The organism is Clostridium sp. JS66 (assembly GCF_033561535.1).
Classification (GTDB): Bacteria; Bacillota; Clostridia; order Clostridiales; family Clostridiaceae; genus Clostridium_AM; species Clostridium_AM carboxidivorans.
In genome coordinates this window covers 1495407-1510969 of the sequence record NZ_CP131467.1, presented here as the reverse complement: position 1 = coordinate 1510969, position 15563 = coordinate 1495407, and the positions used below count along the sequence as shown (strand labels likewise).

The window sequence follows — 15563 nt, the reverse complement described above, 5'->3', positions numbered from 1 at the left end:
ACTTTCTAGTATTTCAAGCATCTTTTACTTAATTTAACAATAAAATAATTATAATGATTTTATAACAAATATTACTATAAGGATGTATGTTTATGAAAAGGCCAACAAGAATAAAAAAATATAAAAAAGCCAAAAAAATTAAATTTGTAATTTCAATTTTTTTTATTTTACTAGTTTTAGCTGCTTGTTTTTGGGGATTTAAGTTCTACAATTCAAAAAAGCTAGCTAATAATGTAAAAGTATCAGCTAATAACCCTGCAAAAACTAAGTGTAAAAAAAATAAAACTGCAGATAGTATACCAGAGAGTGTACTAAATTCTAATACTGAAACTAAAGATTCTGAAAATAAAGATATAAGAAAATTTCCATATCCATTTAAATCTATGCTTTCTATATGCTCTGACATAGATGACGCTACCTTAGAAGAATTTCAAACTTACCATAAATTTTTGAACACCAAGGAAAAAACTCCTTATGGTGAAGGTTTAGGCTTAGATATCGGAGATTCATTTTGGATGTATATGGGCGACAATATGAAATCCACAGTTGATACTGAGGGGCATGGAGTAGACCACATAATGACATTTTTTAATGGGACCAGTAAAACAGAAAAACATAATGCCGACGAAATGACTCATTTTATGGGTTCAGGATGGATAGATTCTATTCATACTTTTGGAGACTTTTCAACCAAAAGCGAAAAAAATACCCTTTTTAATAGAAAATTAGCCGAAAATGCTTGGAATACTTTAAACTCCATAGGTTTTAAACCTACAATTTGGATAAACCATGGTAACAAATCCAATAAACAAAATTTCGGTGCTCATGGCACTTCAAATTTTATGAGTTACCAACAAGGTGATAACCCTAATTCATCTTACTACCATACAGATTTAACTATACAAAATGGTGTTAAATATGTATGGAATTCTTTAAGTGATTCTAATTTTGGACATAGTTATCCACTTTATGAGCTGTCCTTAAGAGATGGACAAAAAGTTTGGGGATTTTATAGATATACAAATAATCTAGTAGATGGCAAAATGGATTGGACATGGACTCCCGAACATATTCATCGTCAACTTACTAAAGAAAACTTGGACAGCATTGTAAATAATAAGCAGTACAGTATAGTAGCTCAACATTTTGGTGTCAACACAGAATATTTGTTTAAACCAGAAAATATTCAATCCTTAAAATTATTAAAGGAATATGAAACTAATAACAAAATACTTGTAGCCAAAACTTCTAGACTTCTAAACTATGCTGATGTTCACAAATACCTAATGTATAATAAGTTGAATGAGGATGGTAAAACCTATATCAATATAAGTTCTGTAGATGATCCTATATTTGGAAAGTTTACTCCTACCATTGATAATATACGTGGAATTACTTTCTACTGTGATGATCCAGAAAACACAGTATTGTTGTTAAATAAAAATAAAATAAGCAGTGATGATTTGCAAGTAAATTCTAAAGATGAAACTGGAAAAGCTAGTATATCTATTAAATGGTTTAAACCAGACTATACGGATTATACAAAGTAATCTAATCATCGTAATAAGCACAATACGACACAACTTTTTAGGTGGAGTCCACATTGAATATATGGCAATAGGGATGTTTAAGGAAAAATTTATAAAACTATTAATTGAACCAAATGACATGATTAGAGATGAAAAGCTGATACAATTGCAAAGATCTATAGAAAAATATGCTCTTCATATAAGAAACTTTAAAAGCCAAGAAAGAAAGCATAATTTTTCTAACAAATATCAAAATAACCAAAAAAGTAGTTTTTAAAAGAGCAAAAAAATTTATCTTTAAATGGCTAGGATTTTTATGCTCTTTTTTTGACTTTAAAATAATTAATTATAATTTATTTAATAAAGAATATCTGTAATAATACTTAAAAATTCTTAAGTTTATGATGTTGGGCTATGCCGGTGGATATTTATTTCTTATACCTTTTTTTAAATATATAACCCCCAAAAATATCCGTGTATGGCGATTTAGTGTAACACCTCCTTATTTTATTACACAATAGTTATACCAATAGTAATTATTGCTGCTTGACTACCAGTGATACTTCAAGCCCTTTACAGTATCCATTCCGGCTTTGCTGACCCCATCGGTCTAAGAATTGGATCATTCCAGTATGCAGGTGTGGCTGAGTAGGTTACTGCTGGCGCAAGTCTTCTTACTTCTCCCAAAGGAGTATCTCGAATTATAGCTTCAGGTACAGATAGCCGTTTTCCTAAACTTGAAGCAGCTTTCATTAATTCATGTGGAGATAATTCATAAATTTTCTGAAAGGGATTGACAGCAAATTCGATATCCTTTTTAGGAATTAGCCCCAAACTTTGGTACCACATTGCATTTCTAGTTAGGCTGACAGTTACATGATAACTTCCACCTTCTTTTGCACGTTTGAGAAGTGCGGCAGTGGCACCTGCTGCGCCCATATACCCTGTAACATAATCATTAATCAAACCTGTCGGAGGCATTGCAGGCATGCCATTTTCGCCCTCTAACATTGCCAATCCTGATGCAGCAGTTCCTAGCATATCAAAACCACCCCTATCAGACCATGGACCACCATAGCCATAACAACGAACGCTTACCACAATAATACCTGGTCTGATTTTTGCAAGCTCTTCAGGCGAAAATCCAAATTCAGCAATCTTGCGACTTCGATAGCTATCTACAAATATATCCGCATTTTGAACCAATTTTTTGGCTCTATCATTGTCCTTTGGATTTTTAAGGTTCAGGTGTGTAGAACGATGCCCAACATTTGCATCATCATAAACCCAATTATGTTCAAAATCATCAAAATGATTAAATTGAAGCACTTGGGCTCCTTGTTCTGCTAAAGTTCGGCCTACAACTGGTCCAGCTACTGCATGAGTTGCTTGCAGAACATTTATATTGCCAAGCGGTCTTTCTGAAGGTTTAAAAGCTTCGGGCGCACTATCACCAATTTTGCGGATAGCAATTACCGGCTCATTAGATAGATAGTGGCCTTGTGGATGATTAAGCCATTCTTCTGGTGTACGTGCTATACAAGCGGTAAGCCCTTGACTGTTAGCTGTATCTTCGAGTTCTTGAGCATTCCATTTCGCGACACTGGCTGCAATTTTTTTATGATCTGGCCCACAATTAAAGAAATTTAACCAGTCTGACTGTTGATGTGGATAAACTGCCGATGTATATATCCACCGTCCATCTTTTGTTTTATATGGAAATATTCCAAATGGATGAGTTTGTCCCATCCAGTTTGGATATGGGTTACCGTTAATTGTAGGATGAAATGTAAAATCAGGATTTATACCATGTGCCGCTTTGCGAATATCAATAGAAAGATCTTGTCCTTCACCAGTACGCTCTCGCCAAATAGCTGCTGCTCCAACGGCGGCTGCCATTGCCGAAAGTGAAAACGCAGTAGCTAGGCGAACAGTACTAGGGAACAATGGATCTTCACCCATAATATTGATTTTTCCACCACAATCACTTATTGAAAGCCCTATTGGGTTTATTAATTTCTCAAGATGTTCCAATGGGTTGAACTTTTTACTTACTTCTGAATCTTTATACGCCATTTTCTAACCTCCAATTTATTTTATATAACTTTTAATTAACTTAAATTTAGCTGTAGTTTACTGGATTACTCTATTTCAATAATCCATATTTTATAAAATCTAAAAACGAATTAATATAATACTCTTGCTTATCTTCATCATTAGACAATGAAGCAGATTTTGCATAACTTAAAGCTTGGAATAATTTAAAACAAGCATAGGCAATAACAGTCTCATCCACATCTCTTACCTTTCCCTTACTTTTCCCTTCTTTAATTGCATCTGCAATAATACTTATAATATCCTTTTCAATCATATTGTAGTAGTCTACACTAAGGAATGGTGAACCTTGAACCCCTTTATCTTTCAGAATTTTTGTGAGAAAGTTATCTTCCATAAAATACTCAATAGATACTATAAAAAACTTTTCTATCCATTCAACTGGATCATTGATATTTTTAACACGTTCAAGGATCATTTTCCTTCCCTTAAGCGTTTCATTTATAACTAATTTAGTAAATAAATCCTCCTTATCCTTAAAACACTTATAGATAGTTTTCTTTGATATGCAGCAGTCTTGAGCAATCTCATCTAATGTAGTTTTTTTAAATCCAAAATGGTTGAATCTTATCTTTGATTTATCAAGTATTCTATTTTTAATATCATCCATACAAAATCCTCCCTTGGAAACTATAATACTATTTTAGTTTCCAAGTGTCAAGACTTATTTTACCTGTTGAATGATATTTTTTATCAAACCATGCATAGATAATATTGTTATCAAGTGGCTCAATTTTACATTTTAATATAATACAAATATAAAAAGTAAAATTAATGAAAGGATTATTTTTATATCTAAAGTTGAACCAATAAGAGACAAAATCAAATAGATGTATTAAAAAAATATTTACTTGCATGGAATTTACAATATTACTGCTTAATAAATTTTATGATTAATGTACATTTACGTGTTAGCGATGTACTTAACCTAAAATGGAAAGATGTCTATGATTATAAAAAAAGAAATCTTAATGATCACATAGTTGTTAAAGAGAAAAAAAAACTGGCAAGCTAAATACATTAGTACTTAATGATATGTCAGTAAAAGGTTTGAAAATGTATTTGAGTTCATTAAATTTATAAAAAAAATTGGTAAACAAGAATATTATTGACCTTTGGAGTAAATCCGTCAGATTGTCCAAATTGCGGAAGAAAGATGAGATTTAATGATATAGTCTATTATGTGGAAAGTATTAGAGAGAAATTGAAAGAACAAATTATGATAAGTAATGAAAAGAAGATAGAATAGCTAATACATGATTATGGAGTGATAAAAGGAATAATTCGTAGCAAAATAGAGCCAGTATTTATATAAGAAAGGGTAAGATGTAAAATGGCTAACAATAAAAAGAAAGTAAAAGAAATGAAAGTCTTTAGTAAAGGCATTTTTGAAGAAAAGAAGAATGATACAATAACTTATGAGTGTTTAAGTTGTGGTGTCAAGATTATCTATAAAAATGCATATGACTATGGATGAATTTGTAGAAGTTGATATACCCGAATATGCATGCGAAGCACGTGGCTCTACAATGATAATTAAAAATCTTAAAAGCCAAGAAACAAAGCATAACTTTTCTAACAAATATCAAAATAACCAAAAAAGTAGTTTTTAAAAGAGTAAAAAAATTTATCTTTAAATGACTAGAATTTTTATGCTCTTTTTTTGACTTTAAAATAATTAATTGTAATTTATTTAATAAAGAATGTCGGTAATAATACTTAAAAATTCTTAAGTTTATGATGTTGGGCGTAGCCTACAAAAGTAATATATTTGTTAATTATTAACTATGCTTTGATATTAGATTTTTCAACAATCTAAAAGATCAATCTCTTTCGAGACATTTCTATAAAATAGAAAACAACTGATTTTCAAACTAAATATATTAGTACATTAGCAGGCTACACCTTAATTTTAAGGGTTATAAATTATGGTTAAATATAATTTTAAATTACTGAAATTACCTATGACAATACAATTATATGTGTATGCTTGAAGTCATTAGTTTGGATTTTAACTTTTATGTAGTGATATATGTTAAAATCTAAACTTCTACTGTATTCTTGTGTCACATAACTTTTACTTTATGAGTATCCATTTTAATTTAATTATTAAGTTTTTGATTTATAACGTCCCAATAATCAGCATTTTCTAGTCCCAATCTCCATATGGCAACTCCAGCTAAATCATAGTTATTTACAAGATCTAATTTATATCCAATGCTTGTACTATTTTCAAACCATACGCTATGATAAACACCATAATTATCAGTATAATTGAAATATGGACTTTTAGATGTTGAATCCCATTTAACTTGAACACCATTCCTGTATGCTTTATTATAAGCCTGATTTATAGTATAAGCATCTGCATTACTGCCATTTGATGCCCAATCATATCCATATGCTGCTAATCCCAGCATTATCTTATCATTAGGAATAACATTAATTGCATAATTAATTATTTTTTCTACCCAACCTATAGATGCAATAGCTCCTGGTGAACCACCTGACCAATGTTCATCATAAGTCATTATCATAACCTTATCTGAAAATTTTCCAATTTCACTATAGTCATATGCTCCAGTTCCTGTATCTTTAGGATTGTCCACAATTTTTGATGGAATTGATACAGTTACTTCAAATCCCTGTGGATACAATGTATTATATAAATCTCTTATAAATTGGGTAAATTCATCTCTGTTATAATAAAATATACCTTCCAAATCTACATTTACACCTTTATAGTTGTTCTTCTTTAAAGCGTCCAATATATTATTTATCAAATTCTGCCTATTTGTATCGCTTTCTAATAAAGTCTTAGTTATATTTCCATTAAAAGAATTTGATATCATAGCATAAGTCGAAATTTTATTTGCATTTGCATATTCTATTTGTTCTTGAGGAACAGTACCAGTTATATTCCCAAGTCCATCCACATTATAAGTATCTGTGGCAATACCATCAATTAACCCTGAGTAACTAACCAAAGACTTATACGATAAGTCATCTCCTGAATAGTAAGAACCTGTATATGCTAGTACACTTTTTGCAGGAAATAAAATTGATTGTACAAGCTTATCAGATATAACTCCGCTTCCACCTAATACTTTAAAATAATCTATGTCACTTAATTTTGACTTGATTAAGCTCCTACCTTTAAAATAGTTTGTATTTACCAATACAATTGGTGAACTACTCTTTCCTGCAGCAGCAGAACCACATAATGCATCTGGGAAGTTTTCTCCTGAAGTTAAATATGTAGTTTTAAAATTTAAGTCTGCTAAAAATTCATTTATAATAGCTATATTAGTTTCATATCTGTCATTACCATTTAATCTTTTAACATTTGATATATTTTTTATAGAACTGTTACTTATAACTCCAGTACCACCTAGTACATAACATTTCTTTATTGCATTGCCATTTATATATTCTTTAACACTATTGGGAAGAACATTAGTATCAGTAAGAATTATAGGCATAGCTTTCATAGCCGCTATAGGCGCTATAGATAATGCATCTGGAAAATTTTCACCATATGCCAATACAATTTCACTACTTTCTCCCAATTCCTTCGCTACTTTTATACTAGTTTCATATCTATCTTGTCCACCTATTCGAATTGTATTTATATTGTTATCATTTAATTCTTTTTCAATACTAGGAAGTATAACACCTTCCCCACCTATTATAAAAACCTGTTTAGTTTTTAATCTCTTAATTTCATCAAATACTTCAGAATTCAAACTGTTTCCTTTAGTTATCAAGATAGGAGCACTATATTTTTTTGCAAGCGGCACAGCACAAATAGCATCTGGGAAATCTTCACCTGAAGCTAAAACAACATAATCTGATTCATTCCAACTATCTTGTGAAACTTTTACTGCCGTTCCATATCTATCTGCTCCTCCAATTCTTATACTATTTGGAGCTGCAGATACCTTTGTTACTAAAACAAAAAACAAAACTATAATTGTATAAAATGCTACGGAAAATTTTTTAATTGTAATCATTTTTTCCTCCTAGTATAACTTGTGTTTATTCTAATTATAATTATTTATGAAATTGCATTACAATTCAATAAGTATATTTATCCTCATATTCCATAGTTTAAATTTGAGCTAGAAAGCATAACAGCTTTTATTAACTTTCCATTAACCATTTTGCAAATTTCACACAAAAAAATATGGCCATTACAGCCATATTTCAGCATTGGTATTTTTTTATTAATTATAGGATTACATTATCTTTTTCCACCTGCCATATTTTCTTCTGCTGCTTTAACCATTCTTTTTACCATTTCTCCACCTACATTACCTGAATTTTTATCATTACCAAATTGTTTTCTATTCATAACATTTTCTAATGCCATATCCTTTGCTACTTCTACTTTAAATTTATCAAGCTTTCCTTCTGACGATGGTACTAATGGTTTTTTTGACATTTTAATACCTCCTCATATTCTTCATATATGTGTAGTTTGTTTTTTTTTAAATTTTATTATTCATTTGTAAAATAATGATTTAGTAATTTCTATTTAATTTTATACATCAATTTTTTAATCTTATCCCATCAATACTAATAGCAGTACCCCCAATTACTTAAAAGTTTAAACAATGATTATTATACTATTATAAACATGAAAACATTTTACCACTATTTGCGTGTTGCCTAGATTAGCTTGCCCCAATATAATTGTACTTGTACTTAATACAAAAATTAGTGATAAGGAGATTAATTTATGAAGATATTTAAATCTAAACTATTAATCACTCTATTTCTAGCTACTTCTATAATTGCTCCTACTCAAAGTGTAAATGCTGCTTCTCAACAATCTATAACTAGAAGTGAGGCAGAACAAAGAGCGTTAAATATGATTAATTTAAGTTGGAATTACTCTGCCGATAAAAATGGAGCTTTACCTGCTAACTATACTTCAAGTGTCACACAACCTAGTCAATTTAAAGATGCAACAACAGTTACAGCTACTGGTATCCCCTATAATTGGGGTGGGCAAGATTCTTTGGACTCAAATTCCTATGGATCGCCTTGGCTAAACTTTTTAGATGCTGTAAATAAAGGTGCTTTTACTGGAAATGTTAATACTGAAGCTGGTTTTGGATATATTTCTGGTACTGCTGGTATAGATTGTTCTGGTTTTGTACAAGCTGCCTTTAATGTAAAGGATTCTAAGTTGTCAACTTCATCTATGTTCGATACTTATTTTACTAAAATTAATCTAAATGATATTAAGCATATGGATATACTTAATAAATCTTATGATCATGTAGTTATTTTTGATAAATGGGGTACACTAAATGGAGTTAATGGTGCTTTTACTTATGAATCCACACCAGATCAAACTTATGGCGGTATACAAGGTACTAAAAAGTATTTTATAAGTATGAATGAAATTAATAAAGGATATATTGCAGGAAGGTATGTAAATATAGTTGAGGATTCTTCTAGCACTCCTCCAACATCTACTAATACTACTGGCAGCACTAGTAATATTCCTCATCCAGTAGACGCTGGTATATTTGCTAAAATAACAAATGTAACCACTGCAGCAAATTTTAGATCTAAAGCATCTACAGACTCATCTATTATTGGTAATATATCTAAAGACACTATTCTATATTTAATTGATTATTCAGCAGGTTGGTATCAGATAAGTTATAACGGACAAACTGGTTGGGTATGGGGTAACCTAATTACATCTATCCCAAGTGGTAAATATGTTACCATAAATAAAGTGTATCAACTAAATATAAGAAATAACCCATCAACATCAGCTGATATAGTTGGTTACCTAAACCAAAATCAATATGCTGAAGTAATTGACTACTCAAATGATGGCAAATGGTTGAAAATTCGTATAAATGGAATTGAAGGATATACCTATGGTGCTTATTTAAGATATATATACTAATTAACTTTCGCAGTTTAAAAATAATACGATGCAACTTTTTAGATGGAGTCCGCATTGAATATATGGTGAATAAAAGCCAACCGTTCATTAAGGAGCTCTAATACAAAAAAATTAAAAAATCCCTACCCGCTCAAATGTCCCGTCCTGGGACTTTCGCGGCTTGAATCGTCCTGATTCAAATTACGGGATTTTTTAATTTTTTTGCATAAGACCTCCTAAATTCACTCAAAAGCTTTTATTCACCATATATTCAAAGCTCCCTCCACCTAAAAAGTAGTAAATATATACTTCTAATATCGCAAATTACTTATAGTATATTATCATATATCAAGGAGTAAACGTTAAAATTCAAACTAGTAATTTCCAAGTGCACTCACCTAATTACATTGTTATAGGTAATTTTAGTAAGCCACAATCATATTTATAACTATAATTTATAACACTTAAAATTAAGGCACAGCCTGTTGTTTGGCTAATATATTCAATTTAAAAAATAGTTACTTTCTATTCTGCAGAAATACCTTAAAAGAGACTTATTATTTTGTAGTCTGCGCCATAGGATATTATTAAAATAGCTAAAATATACATAAACTAGATAATAAGTATTATGAAAGCTGTGCTTTTTATTTATAGTCATATCAAAAGATACTATATATTCACGTAATGCACTAAGAAGTAACTTTCAGCTGTATGCAGACTGATATATGCTGCGAAGGAAGATTCGAACGAATTTTAGAAGTTCTTTGCTTGAGATATTGAAAAATTTCGTAATTTTTGCCAGGACGGCAAAAGCTCCGAAATCGACAGGACATCGCATTTAAGACCAGCTAGTAAAAGTCAATAAGTTTTTATAAAAAATTTTATTAATAAAAATAGGTATCACAAAAAATTCATTAAAAAACACGAATAATGGAAATTACTTCCTAATTATTTTAGCCGTTAGGCTGCTGGTTTAGATAGCTTATTAAGATACATTTTTGTATGTATTTTAGGGTCACGTAATTCATACTCTTTTTGATTTTTAAGAACAGAGAATATGTAGTTAATTAGCTTATGCATTATTGCCACTAAGCCTACTTTTTTACTTTTACCTTTCATATTTTCAGTATAAAAATTAAGTAAAACTTTATTTATTGGTTCACCGTTTCTACTTTTACGTACGGATGATAACGCGACAACATATAAGGCTCTTCGTCCTATTCGGGTACCTCGTTTAGACATAACATTTTTGTTACTATTAAACTTACCAGATTGTTTAACTGAAGGATCTAAGCCAAAATATGCAACTAAATGCTTAGGTTTAACAAAACCTTTAATATTACCAATTTCGCTCATTATTGCAATGGATGTAAAATCTCCAACACCAGGTATTGAGTAAAGTAATTGTACATTTTTCTTAAATTCATCAGAAATTCTATTGCTACACATTAATATATGAATTTCAGTTAATAGGTTTCCAATTTGGATTTCCAATGATTCTATTATTGCAATAGTATTAATTACTTTTACAAATAGACTTGGTGATTTAAGACCAATGTAAACAGCTTCCTCAGCAGCAGCATATAACTTTTTATATATCTTTTCACTATGTACTAACCCTTTTCTAGAATTGCTTGAAATGAGATTAATAACTTCATCTCTATCAGCATTTAAAACTGCTTCAGCACTAGAATACTTTTTTAAAATGGCTATTGATGTTTTTCCTGTAATATTTGAAAAAACAGACCTGTAACCAGGAAAAATGACTCTTAAATCCGTAGAAAGTTTTTTTGTAAATGTAGATTTACTATCAGTAAATTTATAGTAATCTCTACAAAGAGATTTTAAAGTGTAGATTTCAATATCAAAACTAGAAGAATATTTGACATCTTGAAATTTACCTATATTAGCAATGGTTAATGCATCTTTTTTATCATTTTTTACTTTTCTTATATCCACATTTTTGTTACAATTAGTAATGAGTGGATTAAGGATACATACTTCAAATGTATCTTTAAGAAAGTGGAAAAGAGTAAGATGGTATACACCAGTAGATTCCATGAAAATGGCTGTTTTCATGCTAAACTCTTCTTCCACTTTTTTTATTTGATCTACTAGGTAATCAAAACCATTTCTATTATGCATAATCTTAAAAGGTTTTCTATAAATTTCACCGTTAGGTGCTAGTATAGCAGCTACTGAAAAATCTGCGGATACATCAATTCCAACTGTTGGTCTATAAAAAAATTTACTCATATACATTATCTCCTTTGTTTGTAAGAGATAGAATAGATATTCCATTTCTATCAGTAATTTTGTAACCTTGTTTGTGACACAGGTAATTCCCAAAGGGAAACCTAACCAGCTAAACACAGAATTCTCACTGATGGAATGACATGCTCAGTCACGGGTAATAATGACTCGATAGAGTCATTTCCCAGGAGGTGTCCATATATCTTCTATTCAGGAGATATTATACATCAATATTTACTAATTTGGTTTCCCCTTAAGGGAAAATAGAAAACTAAGTTAGAGTAGAAACATACACCCTGTCGGGTAAAAGAATTACGAATAATAAGAAAAAACTAAGTTGTAATATTCACAAATGGTATAGATAGTTTTCTATTGAATGTTATGGCTACATTATACAAGGAGGTAGACATTTTTCAATATCTCAAGCATTAGAACTTCTTAATGAAGTGAGTTTTCCTTCACAGCATATATCAGCCGGAATACAGTTGAAAGTTACTTCGCTTATGTTGTAATATGCTCATATTAAGTTCCAATTTTGTATGTTGCAAACTTGAATTGTTGTAAAATTTGACATACTCACAATCTTTAGTATAAAATTAAAATAAGTTATTCTCCGAGCTTATGAACCTAAGGATATTTCTATGGATTATAAGCCTGGACATAAGTCCACAGGGTGCTTTAGGAAACAAAAGTGCCTCCACGTTTTTAGGAAAGGAGATGGGTTAAAATTGTATTATATTTATTACTCATATCTCCTAAGCGAAAATTTTAAATTTAACTTGAGGAGGGAATTATAATGAAAAAAATACCTACAAAAGAAGCTGTAGGAAGCATTCTATGTCATGATATTACTCAAATCATCCCAGGAAAAATTAAAGGCAGGGCTTTTGAAAAAGGTCATATTGTTACTGAAGAAGATATCCCTGTTTTACTATCCTTGGGAAAGGATAACCTCTATGTATGGGAAAAAAAAGAAGGTTACTTACATGAAAATGAAGCTGCAGAAAGGCTTAAAAATCTGTCAGCTGGTGAAGGTTTAACCTTTTCAGAAGTAAAGGAAGGTAAAATTACCTTTATTTCAGATAAAGATGGAATTTTAAAAATAGATATAGATCTTCTCACTCAATTAAATTCCATAGATGAAATTATGTTAGCTACAATACATAATAATACACCTGTTAAAAAAGGTGATAAAGTAGCTGGTACTAGGGTAATTCCCTTAGTTATTGATGAGAAAAAAATTTTAAAAGCTGAACATTTAGCTGAAGGTAGAAAGATTGTAAGCGTAAAGCCTTATAAGAAACTTAAAGCAGCTATAGTTACTACAGGTAATGAAGTATATTATAAAAGAATAGAAGATGCTTTTGGACCTGTAGTTAGAAAAAAGTTATCTCAATTTGACTGTGAAACAATCGGCAGTACTATAGTACCAGATAACATTGAAACAATTACTGCTGCTATAGAGGATTTTATAAATAAAGGTGCAGAAATGGTTATCTGTACTGGTGGTATGTCTGTTGATCCTGATGATTCAACACCTGCTGCTATTAAAAATACAGGAGCACAAATAGTAACTTATGGAGCTCCAGTACTTCCTGGTGCTATGTTCTTAATTTCATACAAAGGTGATATTCCTATTTTAGGGTTGCCAGGCTGTGTTATGTACGCAAAAACAACTATATTTGATTTAGTACTTCCTAGAATATTTGCTGGTGAAAAAATAAAAAAGGAAGATATAATTGTTCTTGGTCACGGAGGACTTTGTTTGGAATGTAATGTATGTACCTATCCTCATTGTAGTTTTGGAAAGGGGTGTTAACTGACATTGCTTGAATTTATAGAGCTAGAAGAAGCTAAAGCTATTTTGAATGCAAAAACTCCTTCTTTACCAAAAGAAGAGGTATCTCTTATGGATTGCCATGAAAGAGTTTTAGCAGAAGATATATTCTCTCGGATAAATCAACCTCCATTTAATCGTTCTCCTTTAGATGGATATGCATTTAGAGCTGAAGATTCCATACTTGCAAATAAAGATAGTGGAGTTAGATTAAAAGTTATAGAAGAAATTTATGCAGGATTTTGTGCCAATAAAGAGGTAACTGAAGGTACTGCAATAAGACTAATGACTGGTGCTCCAATTCCTAAAGGAGCAAATTGTGTTATAAAACAAGAAGATACTGTTTTTAAAGATGGCTTCGTTGAAATATTTAGTAAGTTTTCACCTTGGCAAAACATTTGTTTTGAGGGAGAAGATATAAAAAAAGGTCAACTAATTTTAAAAAAAGGCACTATTTTAAAATCCAACGAAATTGGTGTACTTGCCAGCATAGGTTGTAAAAATGTATCTGTTTACCCTAAACCTAAAGTTGGTATTTTAAGTACCGGCGATGAATTAGTGTCAATTGAAGAACAACTAGCTCCTGGCAAGATATATAACAGTAGTTTGTATTGCCTATGCTCCAGACTAAGAGAACTTTACTGCGAGCCTATAGACATGGGAATTGCAAGTGATAACATTAATACTTTAACTGAAAGAATTAAATATGCTCTAAGTAAATCAGATATTCTTATAACTACAGGTGGAGTATCTGTAGGAAAAAAAGATTTAATAAAAGATGTTATGAAAAACTTAGGTGCAGATTTACTTTTTTGGAAAGTAGCTATAAAACCTGGTTCTCCTATATTTTGCAGCAGCTTAAATAACAAATTAGTTATTAGTCTTTCAGGAAATCCTGCTGCAGCTATAACTACCTTTGAAATTCTTGTGCGCCCTATTTTGTCAGAAATTACTGGAAGACAAAATCTTGCGCTGCACAAAGTAAATGCAGTACTTAAACAAGACTTTAATAAAAAAAGTAAGGTTAGACGTTTTGTAAGAGGTACTCTATCATATACAAATGATACGGCTGTAGTTGACATTACAAAAGGTAATCAAGGTAATGGTATTTTAAGTTCCTCTTTAAATTCTAATTGCCTTATAGATATACCACCTAATTCTTCACCTCTAAGTAAAGGACAAGTTGTACAGGTTGTATTAATATAAGAAATTTAAAGACTATATATAGATAAAAAACAACACAATATATTGACTTCTAATTAAGATTTCAATATATTGTGTTATTTTTGCATGGCTTCTCTTATGGCAACCCTCGCACTGGCTTATTCATGTTAGGATCAACCTTGCCAGTAATGGGATTAGATGTTTTTTCATTTTTAGTTTTATTATCATTTTTTCTATTTTTTTCACTTTTTTTATTCATACACAAACCTCCTTTTACCACATTATAATATCCAGCACCATGTATTTTTATGTATTGTTATATTTAAACTATTTATTTACTCTAAAAAAGTCTAATATGAATTTCAAGCACTCTAGAATTACAATTATAAAAATAGCTATTACAAAAAAATGATAGGCTTCTAAAGCTACCGCTTTTTTAGATATAATAAAAATTATACAAAGTAGATTTATAATTACGGTAATTAATCCTGACTTAATAAACTTATTACTTTTTATTTTAATACTCTTGTAAATTATCATAATAATAACTATAAAAAAAGTTGCTATTAGTAAGCTTTTATATATATTCATTAAACTTGAATTAAAAATACCTTGTTCATATGCTTGTCTTTTAAATACTAAATATCTTATAACTCCCATCTTTTTATCCGAAAGATATTCTAACACTATTCCTGGAATTAAAACTATCATTTGCATAATTGTCAATATAATCTTTATCTTATTTACCATTATC

13 protein-coding genes and 1 riboswitch are annotated in these 15563 nt (G+C 30.3%); of the genes, 6 read left to right on the top strand and 7 right to left on the bottom strand.

Going from position 1 to position 15563, the window contains the following annotated elements; translation table 11 throughout:
* The first annotated feature begins 92 nt into the window (after window positions 1-92).
* Together Q6H37_RS07220 and Q6H37_RS07215 are read left to right on the top strand one after the other, a co-directional pair.
* Complete coding sequence (locus tag Q6H37_RS07220) at window positions 93-1550, top strand: hypothetical protein (RefSeq protein WP_318740443.1); 1458 nt, start codon at window positions 93-95, stop codon at window positions 1548-1550.
* 61 nt (window positions 1551-1611) lie between these two features.
* On the top strand, window positions 1612-1806 hold the full coding sequence (locus tag Q6H37_RS07215; RefSeq protein ID WP_318740441.1) for a hypothetical protein: 195 nt from the start codon (window positions 1612-1614) through the stop codon (window positions 1804-1806).
* A 296-nt stretch (window positions 1807-2102) separates the two neighbouring features.
* On the opposite strand, the gene Q6H37_RS07210 is transcribed toward Q6H37_RS07215, so the two are convergent.
* Both Q6H37_RS07210 and Q6H37_RS07205 read right to left on the bottom strand, forming a co-directional pair.
* Window positions 2103-3605, bottom strand: a complete 1503-nt coding sequence (locus Q6H37_RS07210; protein WP_318740439.1) for a CoA transferase — start codon at window positions 3603-3605, stop codon at window positions 2103-2105.
* A 70-nt stretch (window positions 3606-3675) separates the two neighbouring features.
* The gene (locus tag Q6H37_RS07205) at window positions 3676-4254 is read right to left on the bottom strand and encodes a TetR/AcrR family transcriptional regulator (protein ID WP_318740437.1); all 579 of its coding nucleotides are present in this window, start codon (window positions 4252-4254) and stop codon (window positions 3676-3678) included.
* A 723-nt stretch (window positions 4255-4977) separates the two neighbouring features.
* Between Q6H37_RS07205 and Q6H37_RS07200 the strand changes: the two genes are divergently transcribed.
* A complete protein-coding gene (locus Q6H37_RS07200) occupies window positions 4978-5121 on the top strand; it encodes a hypothetical protein (RefSeq protein WP_318740435.1) in 144 nt (47 codons plus the stop codon).
* A 625-nt stretch (window positions 5122-5746) separates the two neighbouring features.
* Here the strand turns inward: Q6H37_RS07200 and Q6H37_RS07195 are convergent.
* Together Q6H37_RS07195 and Q6H37_RS07190 are read right to left on the bottom strand one after the other, a co-directional pair.
* Window positions 5747-7657, bottom strand: coding sequence for a cell wall-binding repeat-containing protein (locus tag Q6H37_RS07195; protein WP_318740433.1), 1911 nt, complete (start codon window positions 7655-7657; stop codon window positions 5747-5749).
* A gap of 230 nt (window positions 7658-7887) precedes the next feature.
* Window positions 7888-8088 carry a small, acid-soluble spore protein, alpha/beta type gene (locus tag Q6H37_RS07190; protein WP_318740431.1) on the bottom strand — a complete coding sequence of 67 codons (201 nt, stop codon included), beginning with the start codon at window positions 8086-8088 and terminating at the stop codon, window positions 7888-7890.
* A gap of 297 nt (window positions 8089-8385) precedes the next feature.
* Between Q6H37_RS07190 and Q6H37_RS07185 the strand changes: the two genes are divergently transcribed.
* Window positions 8386-9576, top strand: a complete 1191-nt coding sequence (locus Q6H37_RS07185; RefSeq protein ID WP_318740429.1) for an SH3 domain-containing protein — start codon at window positions 8386-8388, stop codon at window positions 9574-9576.
* A gap of 939 nt (window positions 9577-10515) precedes the next feature.
* Here the strand turns inward: Q6H37_RS07185 and Q6H37_RS07180 are convergent.
* Complete coding sequence (locus Q6H37_RS07180) at window positions 10516-11811, bottom strand: IS110 family transposase (RefSeq protein ID WP_318733743.1); 1296 nt, start codon at window positions 11809-11811, stop codon at window positions 10516-10518.
* Between the two features lie 596 nt (window positions 11812-12407).
* A riboswitch (molybdenum cofactor riboswitch) is annotated at window positions 12408-12541 on the top strand.
* Between the two features lie 63 nt (window positions 12542-12604).
* Here Q6H37_RS07180 and Q6H37_RS07175 point away from each other — a divergent pair.
* Window positions 12605-13627, top strand: a complete 1023-nt coding sequence (locus Q6H37_RS07175; RefSeq protein ID WP_318740427.1) for a molybdopterin-binding protein — start codon at window positions 12605-12607, stop codon at window positions 13625-13627.
* 6 nt (window positions 13628-13633) lie between these two features.
* The gene (glp, locus tag Q6H37_RS07170; RefSeq protein ID WP_318740425.1) at window positions 13634-14851 is read left to right on the top strand and encodes a gephyrin-like molybdotransferase Glp; all 1218 of its coding nucleotides are present in this window, start codon (window positions 13634-13636) and stop codon (window positions 14849-14851) included.
* Window positions 14852-14945: 94 nt separating this feature from the next.
* On the opposite strand, the gene Q6H37_RS07165 is transcribed toward glp, so the two are convergent.
* Together Q6H37_RS07165 and Q6H37_RS07160 are read right to left on the bottom strand one after the other, a co-directional pair.
* Window positions 14946-15068, bottom strand: coding sequence for a hypothetical protein (locus Q6H37_RS07165; protein WP_007062812.1), 123 nt, complete (start codon window positions 15066-15068; stop codon window positions 14946-14948).
* Between the two features lie 68 nt (window positions 15069-15136).
* Complete coding sequence (locus tag Q6H37_RS07160; RefSeq protein ID WP_318740422.1) at window positions 15137-15559, bottom strand: hypothetical protein; 423 nt, start codon at window positions 15557-15559, stop codon at window positions 15137-15139.
* Window positions 15560-15563: the final 4 nt, after the last annotated feature.